General features: G+C 61.4%; 12 protein-coding genes and 1 pseudogene. 10 read left to right on the top strand and 3 right to left on the bottom strand.

The window, feature by feature from the left end:
• The first annotated feature begins 2 nt into the window (after positions 1–2).
• The 9 genes from J0663_RS25480 (at position 3) to nuoG (ending at position 10,082) form a co-directional block, all read left to right on the top strand.
• The gene (locus J0663_RS25480) at positions 3–1,478 is read left to right on the top strand and encodes an NADH-quinone oxidoreductase subunit M (protein WP_207244781.1); all 1,476 of its coding nucleotides are present in this window, start codon (positions 3–5) and stop codon (positions 1,476–1,478) included.
• On the top strand, positions 1,475–2,914 hold the full coding sequence (locus J0663_RS25475) for an NADH-quinone oxidoreductase subunit N (protein ID WP_207244780.1): 1,440 nt from the start codon (positions 1,475–1,477) through the stop codon (positions 2,912–2,914). The genes J0663_RS25480 and J0663_RS25475 overlap by 4 nt, the downstream gene beginning before the upstream one ends.
• Positions 2,915–3,041: 127 nt before the next feature.
• Positions 3,042–3,407, top strand: coding sequence for an NADH-quinone oxidoreductase subunit A (locus J0663_RS25470; protein WP_207244779.1), 366 nt, complete (start codon positions 3,042–3,044; stop codon positions 3,405–3,407).
• Complete coding sequence (locus tag J0663_RS25465) at positions 3,395–3,898, top strand: NuoB/complex I 20 kDa subunit family protein (protein WP_207244778.1); 504 nt, start codon at positions 3,395–3,397, stop codon at positions 3,896–3,898. The genes J0663_RS25470 and J0663_RS25465 overlap by 13 nt, the downstream gene beginning before the upstream one ends.
• Complete coding sequence (locus tag J0663_RS25460; RefSeq protein WP_207244777.1) at positions 3,895–4,431, top strand: NADH-quinone oxidoreductase subunit C; 537 nt, start codon at positions 3,895–3,897, stop codon at positions 4,429–4,431. The genes J0663_RS25465 and J0663_RS25460 overlap by 4 nt, the downstream gene beginning before the upstream one ends.
• Positions 4,432–4,460: 29 nt before the next feature.
• On the top strand, positions 4,461–5,675 hold the full coding sequence (gene nuoD / locus J0663_RS25455; RefSeq protein ID WP_207244776.1) for an NADH dehydrogenase (quinone) subunit D: 1,215 nt from the start codon (positions 4,461–4,463) through the stop codon (positions 5,673–5,675).
• A 16-nt stretch (positions 5,676–5,691) separates the two neighbouring features.
• Positions 5,692–6,201 carry an NADH-quinone oxidoreductase subunit NuoE gene (nuoE, locus tag J0663_RS25450; protein WP_207244775.1) on the top strand — a complete coding sequence of 170 codons (510 nt, stop codon included), beginning with the start codon at positions 5,692–5,694 and terminating at the stop codon, positions 6,199–6,201.
• A 4-nt stretch (positions 6,202–6,205) separates the two neighbouring features.
• Positions 6,206–7,510 carry an NADH-quinone oxidoreductase subunit NuoF gene (gene nuoF / locus J0663_RS25445; protein WP_207244774.1) on the top strand — a complete coding sequence of 435 codons (1,305 nt, stop codon included), beginning with the start codon at positions 6,206–6,208 and terminating at the stop codon, positions 7,508–7,510.
• The gene (nuoG, locus tag J0663_RS25440) at positions 7,503–10,082 is read left to right on the top strand and encodes an NADH-quinone oxidoreductase subunit NuoG (protein ID WP_207244773.1); all 2,580 of its coding nucleotides are present in this window, start codon (positions 7,503–7,505) and stop codon (positions 10,080–10,082) included. Before nuoF ends, nuoG begins: the two co-directional genes overlap by 8 nt.
• Before the next feature lie 49 nt (positions 10,083–10,131).
• Here the strand turns inward: nuoG and J0663_RS25435 are convergent, their stop codons facing one another.
• The 3 genes from J0663_RS25435 to nuoH are packed head-to-tail and all read right to left on the bottom strand — an operon-like array spanning position 10,132 to position 12,196.
• Positions 10,132–10,572 (bottom strand): CBS domain-containing protein, encoded by a 441-nt coding sequence (locus tag J0663_RS25435; protein WP_207244772.1) that lies wholly within the window; start codon positions 10,570–10,572, stop codon positions 10,132–10,134.
• A gap of 45 nt (positions 10,573–10,617) precedes the next feature.
• Positions 10,618–11,184: an NADH-quinone oxidoreductase subunit I gene (locus tag J0663_RS25430; RefSeq protein ID WP_207244771.1), complete on the bottom strand. Its 567-nt coding sequence runs from the start codon at positions 11,182–11,184 to the stop codon at positions 10,618–10,620.
• Between the two features lie 10 nt (positions 11,185–11,194).
• A complete protein-coding gene (gene nuoH / locus J0663_RS25425; protein WP_207244770.1) occupies positions 11,195–12,196 on the bottom strand; it encodes an NADH-quinone oxidoreductase subunit NuoH in 1,002 nt (333 codons plus the stop codon).
• A gap of 133 nt (positions 12,197–12,329) precedes the next feature.
• On the opposite strand from nuoH, the pseudogene J0663_RS31835 reads away from it, so the two are divergent.
• Positions 12,330–12,429, top strand: a pseudogene (locus J0663_RS31835) (NADP-dependent oxidoreductase); the annotation flags it as partial.
• Between the last annotated feature and the right edge of the window lie 56 nt (positions 12,430–12,485).

Raw genomic sequence — 12,485 nt, 5'->3', positions numbered from 1 at the left:
CCATGGGCTTCCCGCTGCTCAGCCTCATCATATTCACACCCGTCGCCGGGGCCGCGGTTCTGATGTTCCTGCGCGGTGAGGATGCGGCGCGGTGGACTGCGCTCTCTTTCACCGTCCTCGACCTTGCTCTCTGCATCGCCATGCTGGTCGGCTTCGACACCACGACCCATGCGATGCAGTTCACCGAGACGCGCCCGTGGGTGCCCGCGCTCGGGATCAACTATGCGCTCGGCATCGATGGAATCAGCGCGCTCTTCGTGTTCCTGACCGCACTGTTGGGGTCGATCTGCGTGCTCGCCTCCTGGGTCGCGATCGACCGCAAGGTGAAGGAATTCATGATCAGTCTGCTCTCCATGCAGGCGCTGATGCTCGGGGTCTTCTGCGCGCTCGATCTGTTCCTTTTCTACGTCTTTTGGGAGGCGATGCTGATCCCGATGTACCTCATCATCGGCGTCTGGGGCGGCGAGGGTCGGGTCTATGCAGCGATCAAGTTTTTCCTCTACACGCTGGCGGGCAGCCTCCTGTTCCTGATCGGTGTCATTGTGCTCTATTTCTACGGTGGCAGGACCTTCGATATCCTCGCCTTGACGGAGCAGGATTTGCCGTTCCGGATCCAGTCCTGGCTGTTCTTCGCCTTCCTGATCGCTTTCGCGGTCAAGGTGCCGATGGTGCCGGTCCATACCTGGCTGCCGGACGCCCATGTGCAGGCGCCGACGGCGGGCAGCATTATTCTTGCCGGAGTGCTCCTGAAGATGGGCGCCTACGGATTCCTGCGATTCTCGCTGCCGATGCTTCCGGAGGCATCGATATATTATTCGACGCTGATGCTGGCGCTTTCGGGGCTTGCGATCGTCTATGGCGGGTTGCTCGCGCTGGCTCAGGACGATCTGAAGAAGCTGGTGGCTTACTCCAGCATCAGCCACATGGGCTTCGTGACGCTGGGGATCTTTGCGCTGAACCTCCGCGGGCTCGAGGGCGGTATTCTGCAGATGTTCAATCATGGCGTGACGACAGGCGCCCTATTCCTGTTCGTCGGGGTGATTTACGAGCGGACCCATACCCGCAGCATTGCCGACTATGGCGGCTTGATGAAGGTGGCGCCTGTTTACACCACGTTTCTGGCACTGTTTACCCTGTCGTCGATGGCGCTGCCGGGAACGAATTCGTTCGTCGGAGAGTTGCTGGTGCTGTCCGGCGGATTTGCGGCCAACTTGGTCGCCGGCTCGGCCGCCGTTTTGGGCGCATTGCTGGGGGCCGCCTATCTGCTTGGCATGTATGGGAAAGTCGCGCTCGGTCCGGCGAGCGCCGGCGCCCGGTTGAAGATACGCGACGTGAACGCCCGTGAGATGACTGCGATCCTGCCGCTGGCCGTCTTTGTACTCTGGGTTGGGCTCTATCCGAAACCCTTTCTCGACATCATCGATGCCTCGGTGAAGCATCTGCTGACGCATGTGCACAGTAGGGGGAACGGCCCATGACCGCCGCGACGCTTTTCCAGTCGGCCCTGGCGAGCCTGCCCGAGATCGTGGTGATCACCGGCGCCTGCATCCTGCTGATCCTCGGACAGTTCGTGAGAAAGGGACAGGAACATATCCTTGTCTGGGCGTCGATCGCGATCGTGTTGATTGCCGCCTTGGCGACAGTCATGCTGGCGAACGAAGTGCGGCCGGCCTACGCGGGCATGTTCATCGCCGACCGCTTCGCGGTCTTCTTCAAGTTCGTTTTCTACCTAGCCACCGTTCTGACATTCCTCCTTTCGCGAAAATATGCCGATATCGAAGGGATCGGGACCAGCGAATACTACGTCCTGCTGCTCCTAGCGCTTTCGGGCACGATGATCATGGCCTCGGCGACCGATCTCCTGTCGATCTATGTGGGCCTCGAACTGATGGTGATTTGCACCTATGTGCTGACCGGCTTCCTGCGGCGTGAGCGGCGGTCGAACGAAGCAGCACTGAAATACGTAATCCTTGGCGCGGTTTCGACCGGGATTTTCCTTTACGGTGTTTCGCTGGTCTACGGGCTCACCGGCACAACGCAATTGGACGGGATGGCTGCGGCCGTGACCGCCGATCCGCTCGATCCCGGATTGCTGCTGGCGGTGGTCTTCATCGTCGCGGGGCTGGTCTTCAAGGTCGGCGCGGTTCCCTTCCATATGTGGCTGCCGGACGTCTATGAAGGCGCGCCGACGACGATCACCGCCTTCATGTCGGTAGGTCCCAAGGCGGCGGGATTCGCGGTGATCCTGCGGGTATTCCTAAACCCCCTGGTCGCAGCCTCGGATGTGTGGATCATCGTTGCCGCCATCGCGGTGGTGACGATGGCGCTCGGCAGCTTCGTGGCTCTGGTGCAGGATAATTTCAAGCGTCTCCTGGCCTATTCCAGCATCGCCCATGCCGGCTTCGCCATTTTCGGCGTGGCCGCTGGCGGCGCCGATGGGATCGCCAGCGTGATGCTCTATCTGCTGATCTACGCTTTCATGAATCTCGGCATTTTCGGCGCCGTCATCATGATGCGGAACGGCGATTTCTCGGGCGAGGTCATCGAAGACTATGCGGGTTTCGCCAAGGCACATCCGGGGCTGGCGCTTCTGATGCTGCTCTATCTCTTCTCGCTGGCCGGCATTCCGCCGACGGCCGGGTTCTTCGCCAAGTTTTACGTGCTGGTCGCCCTCGTCGAGCATGGTTTCGTCATGCTGGCAATCATCGCCGTGCTGCTCAGCGCCATCGCCGCTTATTTCTACATTCGCATCGTCATGGTGATCTACATGCGCGAGCCGCAGAGGGCGTTCACGCCGGCGCTGACGCCTCTGGTGGGCGCGACACTCGCCGTCACCGCTGCCGGCACCATCGGCATCGGCCTATTTCCATCATGGTTCCTGAAGCTTGCCCAAGATTCGGTCCTTGGCGGGTGAACGATTGGATTTGCAATGATCACACCGACGGAATAGACTTAGGGATAGAGGAAGGATTGCCCAAGTCGCGCTGCGGCGTGACCAATTTACCCGTTCGGGATGAGGTCAGTGGGCAACCGGTGCAGTGATGACTGCAATGGAATTCTTGCCGGTTCTTTTCATGGTCGCCGGGGTCGTTCTGGTGGCGGGGGTGACATTGTTCGTTTCCTCGCTGCTGCGCCCGTCCAATCCCTATCCTGCCAAGAACATGCCCTATGAATGCGGCATGGACGCAGCGGGCGAGGCGGCGGCGGGCCGCTTCAGGGTGCCGTTCTTTATCCTCGCGATCCTGCTGGTCGTTTTCGATGTCGAAGCGATGTTCCTCTTTCCCTGGGCAGTCGTCCTGAAAGAGATCGGGCTGGTCGGCTATATCGAGATGTTCATCTTCATAGTGCTGCTTCTCGTGGGCTTCGCCTACGCCTGGCTGAAAGGAGCGCTGGAATGGGAGGCGTAAACAACGCGATCCGCGACAGCGTGCTGTTCACCACGGCCGACAGCATCATCAATTGGAGCCGGCGGTCGGCGCTATGGCCGGAGACCTTCGGCATTGCCTGCTGCGCCATCGAGATGATTTCGGCCGGCTGCGCCCGCTACGATCTCGACCGGTTCGGCGTGGTGTTCCGCCCTTCGCCGAGACAATCCGACGTCATGATCATCGCCGGCACCGTGACCCGGAAATTCGCGCCCGTCGTGCGTCGGCTCTATGACCAGATGCCGGAACCGCGCTGGGTGATCGCCATGGGTACCTGCGCTATTTCGGGCGGGGTCTACAATACCTATGCCGTCGTGCAGGGATCGGAAACCTTCGTGCCCGTCGATGTGCATGTGCCTGGCTGTCCGCCCCGGCCGGAGGCGCTGATGCACGGCTTCCTCCTGCTTCAGGAAAAGATCAAGAGGTCCCGGGCACTTGCCGGCACACCTCTGGATCGGGTTATAGCGTCATGAGTGCGGAGCCGTCCCTCAATCGCGCTCCGATCATGGAGCGCTTCGGAGAAACAATCGAGGACCTCGGCACTGCGCACGGTATCGACGCCTTTGCCGTTCCGCCCGCAAGGATCGTCGAGTTCTGCCGATTCCTGAAAGAGCATCCGGCACTGCAATTCAATTTCCTCTCCGACATTTGCGGGGTCGATCATTATCCCGAAACGCCGCGGTTCGAGGCGGTCTACCACCTTTATTCGCTGCCCAATAGGTGGCGGGTCCGCATCAAGTGCCGGCTTGGCGATCCTCCTGAAGTGCCTTCGGTCACGGGAGTCTGGCGCACCGCCAACTGGCATGAGCGTGAGGCCTGGGACATGTATGGCATCCGGTTCGAGGGACATCCCGATCTGCGCCGGATCTACATGTGGGAAGGCTTCGAGGGCTTTCCCCAGCGCAAGGATTTCCCTCTCAGGGGCTATAAGGACAAGTTGAACCCCTTCGGTGCCGAAGGTCCGCCGCCAACGCAGCCCGACCTTGCCACCAGGGACATTCCGTAAGGGAGGCCGTTCTACGCCGGAACGTTGAGATGACTGAAGTCACCGAGCTCAGCAGGCCCGAGGGTGAAGCGCTCAATACCAGGGAAGTGCTTCTCAACCTCGGTCCGCAGCACCCCAGCACCCATGGGGTTCTTCGGCTCGTCCTCGAACTGGACGGCGAGTTCGTGGAGCGCGTCGATCCGCATATCGGCTATCTCCATCGCGGCACCGAAAAACTGGCGGAGAGCTTCACCTATACCCAGATCTTCCCGTTGACGGACCGGCTCGACTATCTCTGTCCGCCTTCGAACAACCTCGCCTTCGCGCTGGCGGTGGAGAAACTCCTCGGCATAGAAGCGCCGATCCGGGCGCAATATATCCGCGTGATGATGGCCGAGCTGGCACGGATCTCCGGTCACCTCCTGATCACCGGCGCGCTGCCGATGGATCTCGGCGCCATGACCGCGCTGCTTTACGTCATGCGCGAGCGCGAAATGATCATGGACCTCCTGGAAATGATCACCGGGGCGCGCATGCACACGTCCTTCTGCCGGGTCGGCGGGGTGCGCGAGGACCTGCCTGACGGGTTCTTCCCCAAAATCCGGGAGTTTTGCGACATATTCCCGAACCGGATCCGCGACTATGAGCGACTGCTCGAAGATAACCGGGTGTTTCTCAATCGCACGAAGGGGATCGGCGTGATCTCCGCCGAGGATGCTGTCGATCTCGGCCTCAGCGGCCCGAACCTGCGTGCTTCCGGTGTCGACTGGGACATCCGGCGCGATGAGCCCTACGAGATCTACAACCGACTCGATTTCAACGTCATCACCCGTGACGAGGGCGATTGCTATGCACGCTGGCGATGCCGCGTCGACGAGATGCGCGAAAGCATAGGGATCATCGAACAATGCATCGACCAGATGCCTGAGGGGCCGTTCCAGATCGACATGCCGACGATCGCCTTCCCGCTGGACAAGGATCGGGTGCACTGCTCGATGGAGGCGCTGATCCAGCATTTCGATCTGTCGGCCTACGGCTTCAAGGTGCCGAAGGGCGAGGTCTATTCGGCGATCGAGGCGCCAAAGGGCGAGCTTGGCTTCTACATCATCAGCGACGGGTCGCCAAAACCGTTCCGCATGAAGGTGCGGGCACCCTCGTTCGTCAATCTTCAGGCCCTCTTCGGGGTCACCAACGCCCGCTATCTGGCGGACATGATCGCCGTGCTCGGCAGCCTCGACCCTGTGATGGCGGAGGTGGACAAGTAGCAAGGATTTGAATGCGATGACCATGCGCGAAAAGATCGAAGAGGCGGCGGCGCGGTATCCCGACCAGCGTTCTGCGATCATGCCGGCACTCCTGATCGCGCAGGAAGAACATGGCCATCTGCCCGGGCCAGTGTTGGAAGAGGTCGCCGACATTCTCGGAGTCGAGCGGATATGGGTGTACGAGCTGGCGACCTTCTACACCCTCTTCCACACCGAGCCAGTGGGGATGTTCCACCTGCAACTCTGTGACAATGTTTCCTGCATGCTGTGCGGATCGGAGGAGCTGCTGAACCATCTGGAAACCGTGCTGGGGATCAGGAAAGGCGACACCACCCCGGACGGGCTGTTCACCCTTTCGACCGTCGAATGCCTCGGCGCCTGCGAGATGGCTCCGGTGATGCAAGTCGGCGACGATTATCACGCCCACCTTGATGTGGCGCGGATAAACGCATTGCTGGACAGCCTGCGGGCGACAGCGGGAGCCGCGAGCGTCGAACACGCCCCTGCGCGGCTGCCGGGGGAGTAGCGCCATGTTCGAGCCGGTTCTTCTCAAAAATGTCGATGTTGCGGACGGTCATCTGGTGTCGACCTACGAGGCTGGCGGCGGCTACCAGGCGCTGGCCAAGGCGCTGCGCGAGTACACGCCTGACGAGGTCATCGACCTCGTCAAACGGTCCAACCTGCGCGGTCGCGGCGGTGCCGGATTCCCAACGGGCATGAAATGGGGTTTCGTGCCGAAGCGCACGGGTAAGCCGACATATCTGTGCTGCAACGCCGATGAGGGCGAGCCGGGCACGTTCAAGGACCGGATCATCATGGAGCGCGACCCGCATCAACTAATCGAGGGGCTGGCGGTCAGTGCCTACGCGATCGGGGCCGAAACCGCCTATGTCTATATTCGCGGAGAATATGTGACGGCGATCCGTCGTCTGCAGCAAGCGATCGCCGAGGCCCAGGCAAAAGGCTATCTCGGAAAGCGCGTTCTGGGCTCGGATTTCAATTTCGCCATACACATCCACTGCGGCGCCGGTGCTTATATCTGCGGCGAGGAGACTGCAATGCTCGAGTCGCTCGAGGGCAAGCGGGCGCAGCCGCGATTGAAGCCACCATTTCCGGCCGTGGCCGGGCTCTACGCCAGCCCTACCGTGATCAACAATGTCGAGACGCTCGCTTGCGTGCCGCATATCATTATGCGGGGGTGGGACTGGTTTCGCGGCATCGGCCCGGAAAAGAGCCCGGGCCCGAAGCTCTACTGCCTCAGTGGTCAGGTGCGCAAACCCGGTCTCTATGAGTTGCCGATGGGCATACCACTGCGCGAACTGGTCGAGAACCACGCCGGCGGCGCGCTGCCGGGACGTAAAATCAAGGCGGTGATCCCGGGCGGGGTCTCGGCGCCTGTCATACCGGAGCACGGGCTGGAGGTGCGGATGGATTTCGACTCGCTGGCTGCCGCCGGCTCGATGCTCGGTTCGGCTGGCGTTATCGTGATCGATGACTCGACCTGCATGGTCAAGGTCGCCACCCGGATCATCGAGTTCTTCCACCACGAGTCCTGCGGCAAATGCACGCCATGCCGGGAAGGATTGAACTGGGTCGTGAAGGTCCTGCGCCGGATCGAGGCCGGCGAAGGTGCTGCCGGCGATCTGGAGCAGCTGGATATGCTCTGCAAAGGCATTTTCGGCAATACGTTTTGTGCCTTGGGTGACGGAGCGGCGATGGGGTTGCGGGCGGCACTCGCGCATTTTCGGACTGAGTTCGTTGCGCATATCGAGGAGCGCAGTTGCCCTTTCACTGAAGAACCGCGCCGCGACAAGACTGCGAGGAAGTATGGTTAGCATTACGATCGATGGACAAACGCTGGAAGTTGAGGCTGGCTCGACAGTGCTGCAGGCCGCTCGGCGTTTGGGCATCGATATCCCGACCTTCTGCTATCTGAAGCGTCTGCCGCCGCTGGCCTCCTGCCGGATGTGCCTGGTGGAGATCGAGGGGCAGCGGCGGCTGCAGCCGTCCTGCGCCACCGCCGTCACCGAGGGTATGGTGGTGCGGGCGAACACACCTCTGATCGAGGAAACCCGCTCTTCCATGCTCGATATGCTGCTCGCCAACCACCCCCTCGACTGTCCGATCTGCGACAAGGGCGGCGAATGCGAGCTTCAGAACATGGTGATGGCCTACGGACCCCGCGAGAGCCGATTCCGCGATGACAAGCGTGTGTTCCACTCCGAGGACATTCGTCTGAGCCCGGTCATCATCATGAACGTCAACCGCTGCATCCAGTGCCAGCGCTGTGTCCGGATGTGTGAGGAGGTCGTCGGCGCGGTGGCGCTGGGCACCATCGAAAAAGGCATGGATACCGCCGTCACCGGCTTCGAGGGCAGTCTCGCCGGATGTGACCAATGCGGCAATTGCGTCGAGGTCTGCCCGGTCGGCGCACTGATGAGCTTCCCCTATCGCTACAAGGCGCGGCCCTGGGATCTCGCCGAGACCGACACGGTCTGCCCGCATTGCGGCACCGGTTGCCAGCTGACAGTGGGTACACGTAAGGGCGAGTTCATGCGGGTGCGCTCGAAGTGGGACGAGGGGGTCAACCGCGAAACGCTCTGCGTTCGGGGACGCTTCGGCCTCGATTTCGTCGCGAGCCGGGACCGGATCAAGCGGCCGATGATCCGTCGTGATGGCGCCCTGGTTCCGGTTTCCTGGGATGAGGCTGGTGACTATCTACGCCGGCGGCTATTGGCCGTCGAGGACAAGGCTGCCGGCGGGCTGGCCTCGCCTCGCCTCCCCAACGAGGTGCTCTATCAGTTTCAGAAGCTGATGCGAACGGCATTCCGCACCAACAGCATTGATTGCTCGTCACGCTGGTCCACGCCCTTCGATACGCTCGGCCCGCTACTGGCAGCCTTCCACAGCCGCGCACCACTGGACGACGTGATCGGCAACGACTGCGTGCTCGTCGTCGGCGGCAACGTCACCGAGGAGAACCCGGTCACCGAATACCTGCTGCGGGATGGCGTGCGGCGGCGGCAGACCGGATTGCTCATGCTGTCGGCGCGGCCATCCCGTCTGGATGCCGATGCCAGGGTGGTGGTTCGTGTGCTGCCGGGCGAAGAAGCGGCAGGCCTTGCGGCGGTGGTGGCAGGTCTGGTGGCGGCAGTTGGTCAGGCCTTGCCGGGCGACGTTCTTGCGGGCATCGATGCGACAATCGGCAAGCCGGCGGCGGAAACGGGCATTGACGGACCGGATCGTCTGGCCGCAGCACTCAAGGAAGGCCGCAGCGTCACCGTGCTTGTCAGCGTCGACCTCCTGAGATTACCCGAAGCGCGCGCGACGCTGCAGCAGATCAACAACCTGCTGCAGGTTCTGCGCCTGCTCGGCAAAGACCCGGCGATGCAGTTCCTCTTCGACCGAGCCAACCAGCTGGGCGCCTGGGACATGGGAGTTCTGCCGGCGGCTCTGCCGGGCCTGCGGGCAGTCACCGACGATGTGGCACGCACAACGCTTGCGCGGAACTGGGGCGCCGAAATCCCGTCTGAACCCGGCGCGAATCTCGACGCCATGCTGGAACTCTGCGTCGGCGGGCGGATGGGCGCTCTCTACGTCGTCGGAACCGACCCCGTGATTGCCTATCCCGACAGGGATATCGTGACGCGGGCGCTTGGCGCCGCCGATCTCCTGATCGTGCAGGACGCCTTCCTCACCGATACGGCGGGCCTTGCAGAGGTCGTCCTGCCCGCGGCAGGTTACGGCGAGGAAACCGGCACGTTCACCAACAATGAGGGCCGGACCCAGACGGTCTGCAAATTCCGAGAACCCGCCTTCGAGGCACGAAGCAATCTGGCGATCTTCGACTTCGTCGCGGCGCTTCGCAACCAGGCACTGCGACCGTCGACACAAGGCGAAATTTTCGACGAGATTGCACGGCTGGTTCCGGCCTACCAAGGATTGACTCAGCACGCGCTTGGCGCCGACGGCGCATTCACCAAGGCGGTGCCGACGCCACCTGTGGCCAGGTTCTTTGCGCCGCCGCCCGTCCCGGCAGCAGGAGACCGGCTCATGCTGATCACCGGCAACTGCCTGTTCCACAACGGATATCTTTCCGAACGGTCGGACATCCTGAATACGGTCGCCAATGATCCCTATGTCGCGATGAGCGCGCAGGATACCGCACAGCTTGGCCTTTCGGATGGCGATCTGGTCATTGTGCGTTCCGCCCGAGGAGAACTGACGGCGCAACTCAAGGTCGACAGGCGGTTTCCCAAAGGCCTCGTCTTCGTTCCGGAAAACTATCGAGCCCTGCGTCTCAACGGCCTGATGCGGCGGGGCGAATACCCATGCCCGGTGGAGGTCCAGAAGGTGCATGCCACTCTGGAGGTCGACCGCACGAGCCGGATCTGGCGTGGGGTCTGAAGCTTTTGGGGTCGGCCGCCGCCCCGGTAAGCTGCCCAAGCCGGCGACGTCAGTGATATCTGTTCCCGCAGATGTAATCCTGCAGATCTTGTTCCGTGCGCTGCGCTTCCTCGAGCCTGTGTTTAACCACGTCGCCGATACTGACCACGCCGACAACGTCGCCGTCATCCATGACCAGCACATGACGCGTACGCCGCTGAGTCATGATCCCCATCGCGACGGGTAGCAAATCCCGCGTCGAACAGGTGGCCACATTGCGGTTCATGACATCCGCGACCCGCATCGTCGCCGCCTCGGCCCCGTATTCCGCCACCGCATTGCAGCAATCCCGTTCCGATAGCGAACCCACGTATTCGTCATTCGATTGGCTGACGACGACGAAGCCAATATTGTTCTCGCGAAACAGCCTCAAGACTTCCACTACCGTCTGATCGGGAGCGACCGCTATGACACCGACACCCTTGTTCTTCATAATTTCGCCGACAAGCATCTGAGCCTCCTGTCTGCGCGCTCCGGCTTCACGGATGGCGCGCGTTCACGTTCGCCGGATATTCCGCCACCAATTGTAGCCCTTCGTCTCTTTTGTCTCGACGAGCACGTCCTTCGCTGTATTCAGGCTCGCGGCAACCACGCCGCCGCCGGTTGCCGCCTTGCCCGGCTTGGCGAGCAGGTCGTCGCGCCCGATCACCAGGTCACGCGAGGAAAAACTCGAAAATTCGTACTGCTGGCCAAGCGCGATTGCATCCGCTGGGCAGGCATCCTCGCACAGTCCGCAGAACAGGCAGCGAGCCGTGTCGATCTCGAATTTGGCCGGGTGCCGGTTACCCTTCTCGTCCTCGTAAGGGACGACTTCGATGCAGTCGCAGGGACAGATCCGCGCGCAGAGTTCGCAAGCTACGCACTTGATCTCGCCCTCTTCATCACGCTTGAGGAAGTGATGCCCGCGATAGCGTGAGTAGGGTAGCCATTTTTCCTTGTCCGGATACTGCATGGTTACGGTTCTGGAGATCCCGTAGCCGAAGGTCAGAGCCAAGGCACTCGCCAGATCGGCGAAGAACGCCCAGCCAATCCATGTTCCAACTCTGTCCTGCGCGCGCGACATCGCCGCCTCGCTACGGAGCCGCTACGGCCCCTAAAAGTACACCGGTTATAATTATGTTCGCCATCGACAGAGGAAGCAAGACCTTCCATCCGATCGCCATCAGTTGGTCGTAGCGGTAGCGGGGGAAAGTGAAGCGGAACCAGATAAACACATAGACGAAGAATGCGACCTTGAGCACAAACCAGAGGAGTGGTGGCAAGGGGATTAGGACACCGTTCCAGCCGCCGAAAAACAGGATCACCACCAGGACCGACACCAGCAACACGATGGCATATTCGCTGACCATGAAAAACGCAAAACGGATACCGCTGTATTCGGTATGGAAGCCGGCGCCCAGATCGCCTTCCGCTTCCGCAAGGTCGAAGGGAATGCGCTGCGCTTCGGCCAATCCGGCGACGAAGAACACGAAGAAGCCGACCGGTTGGTAGACGATGTTCCAGACATCGGATTGGGCCCGCACGATGTCGAGCAGGCTCATGGATTGCGCCAACATGACCACTCCGATCACCGCGAATCCCATCGGAATCTCGTAGCTGATCATCTGCGCACAGGTTCTGAGGCTGCCAAGGACCGCGTATTTGCTGTTAGCGGCCCAGCCACCGAAGATGACACCATAGACCTCGATCCCGATCACCGCAAAGACGAAGAGCAACGCCACGTTCATGTTGGAGGCGTAGAGGGTGATCTCGGCGCCGAGGACCGAGATGCTTTCGCCGAAGGGGATCGCGACGAACACCACAAAGGGCGGGGCGAGCGCCAGGATCGGCGCCAGTTTGAACAGGAAGCGATCGGCCTCGGCGGGGATGTGATCCTCTTTGGTTAAGAGCTTTATTCCGTCCGCCACCGGTTGCAGCAGCCCGTGCCACCCGACACGCATCGGCCCCATCCGCTGCTGGATGTGCCCGGCGACCTTGCGTTCCAGCCAGGTTAGCGGCAACGGCAGCAGCAGCAGGATCGCAATCAGAAATGCGACCTTGAAGACAATCAGGCCAAGCGCGACGATAAGTTCCATGATCCGCGGCCACTTATTCATCGGGTTGAAACGTGCGACCGGACTATGGCTCCGGCTATAGGCCTAGCACTGCGCGCAACCGTCAGAGTCATGGTACAACGGCGACGCACCTCACACAATGCCATCACTGTGTTGCCCGAACGGCATCGATGTCTATTTCGGGAATGTCGGTGGCCACATCTGGAACACGGTGTTTCCCCTGCCGAGCGATTTCGCGCATACCGGTCTGTGGCAGCTGCCCATAGTCTTGCACACTATCCTGCGGGAAGAATTTCGGAAAGCTGATCGT

Source organism: Rhizobium lentis (assembly GCF_017352135.1).
GTDB lineage: Bacteria > Pseudomonadota > Alphaproteobacteria > Rhizobiales > Rhizobiaceae > Rhizobium > Rhizobium lentis.
Note: the sequence above shows the minus strand (reverse complement) of the source record. Positions and strands in the feature narration are given on the sequence as shown.

Excerpts from the sequence above, each read along its gene's own strand:
- nuoH (WP_207244770.1), bottom strand. The coding sequence starts at position 12,196 with ATGGAACTTATCGTCGCGCTTGGCCTGATTGTCTTCAAGGTCGCATTT.
- J0663_RS25480 (WP_207244781.1), top strand. The coding sequence starts at position 3 with ATGGGCTTCCCGCTGCTCAGCCTCATCATATTCACACCCGTCGCCGGG.
- nuoF (WP_207244774.1), top strand. The coding sequence starts at position 6,206 with ATGTTCGAGCCGGTTCTTCTCAAAAATGTCGATGTTGCGGACGGTCAT.
- J0663_RS25475 (WP_207244780.1), top strand. The coding sequence starts at position 1,475 with ATGACCGCCGCGACGCTTTTCCAGTCGGCCCTGGCGAGCCTGCCCGAG.
- J0663_RS25470 (WP_207244779.1), top strand. The coding sequence starts at position 3,042 with ATGACTGCAATGGAATTCTTGCCGGTTCTTTTCATGGTCGCCGGGGTC.
- nuoG (WP_207244773.1), top strand. The coding sequence starts at position 7,503 with ATGGTTAGCATTACGATCGATGGACAAACGCTGGAAGTTGAGGCTGGC.
- J0663_RS25430 (WP_207244771.1), bottom strand. The coding sequence starts at position 11,184 with ATGTCGCGCGCGCAGGACAGAGTTGGAACATGGATTGGCTGGGCGTTC.
- J0663_RS25435 (WP_207244772.1), bottom strand. The coding sequence starts at position 10,572 with ATGCTTGTCGGCGAAATTATGAAGAACAAGGGTGTCGGTGTCATAGCG.
- nuoD (WP_207244776.1), top strand. The coding sequence starts at position 4,461 with ATGACTGAAGTCACCGAGCTCAGCAGGCCCGAGGGTGAAGCGCTCAAT.
- J0663_RS25460 (WP_207244777.1), top strand. The coding sequence starts at position 3,895 with ATGAGTGCGGAGCCGTCCCTCAATCGCGCTCCGATCATGGAGCGCTTC.
- J0663_RS25465 (WP_207244778.1), top strand. The coding sequence starts at position 3,395 with ATGGGAGGCGTAAACAACGCGATCCGCGACAGCGTGCTGTTCACCACG.
- nuoE (WP_207244775.1), top strand. The coding sequence starts at position 5,692 with ATGACCATGCGCGAAAAGATCGAAGAGGCGGCGGCGCGGTATCCCGAC.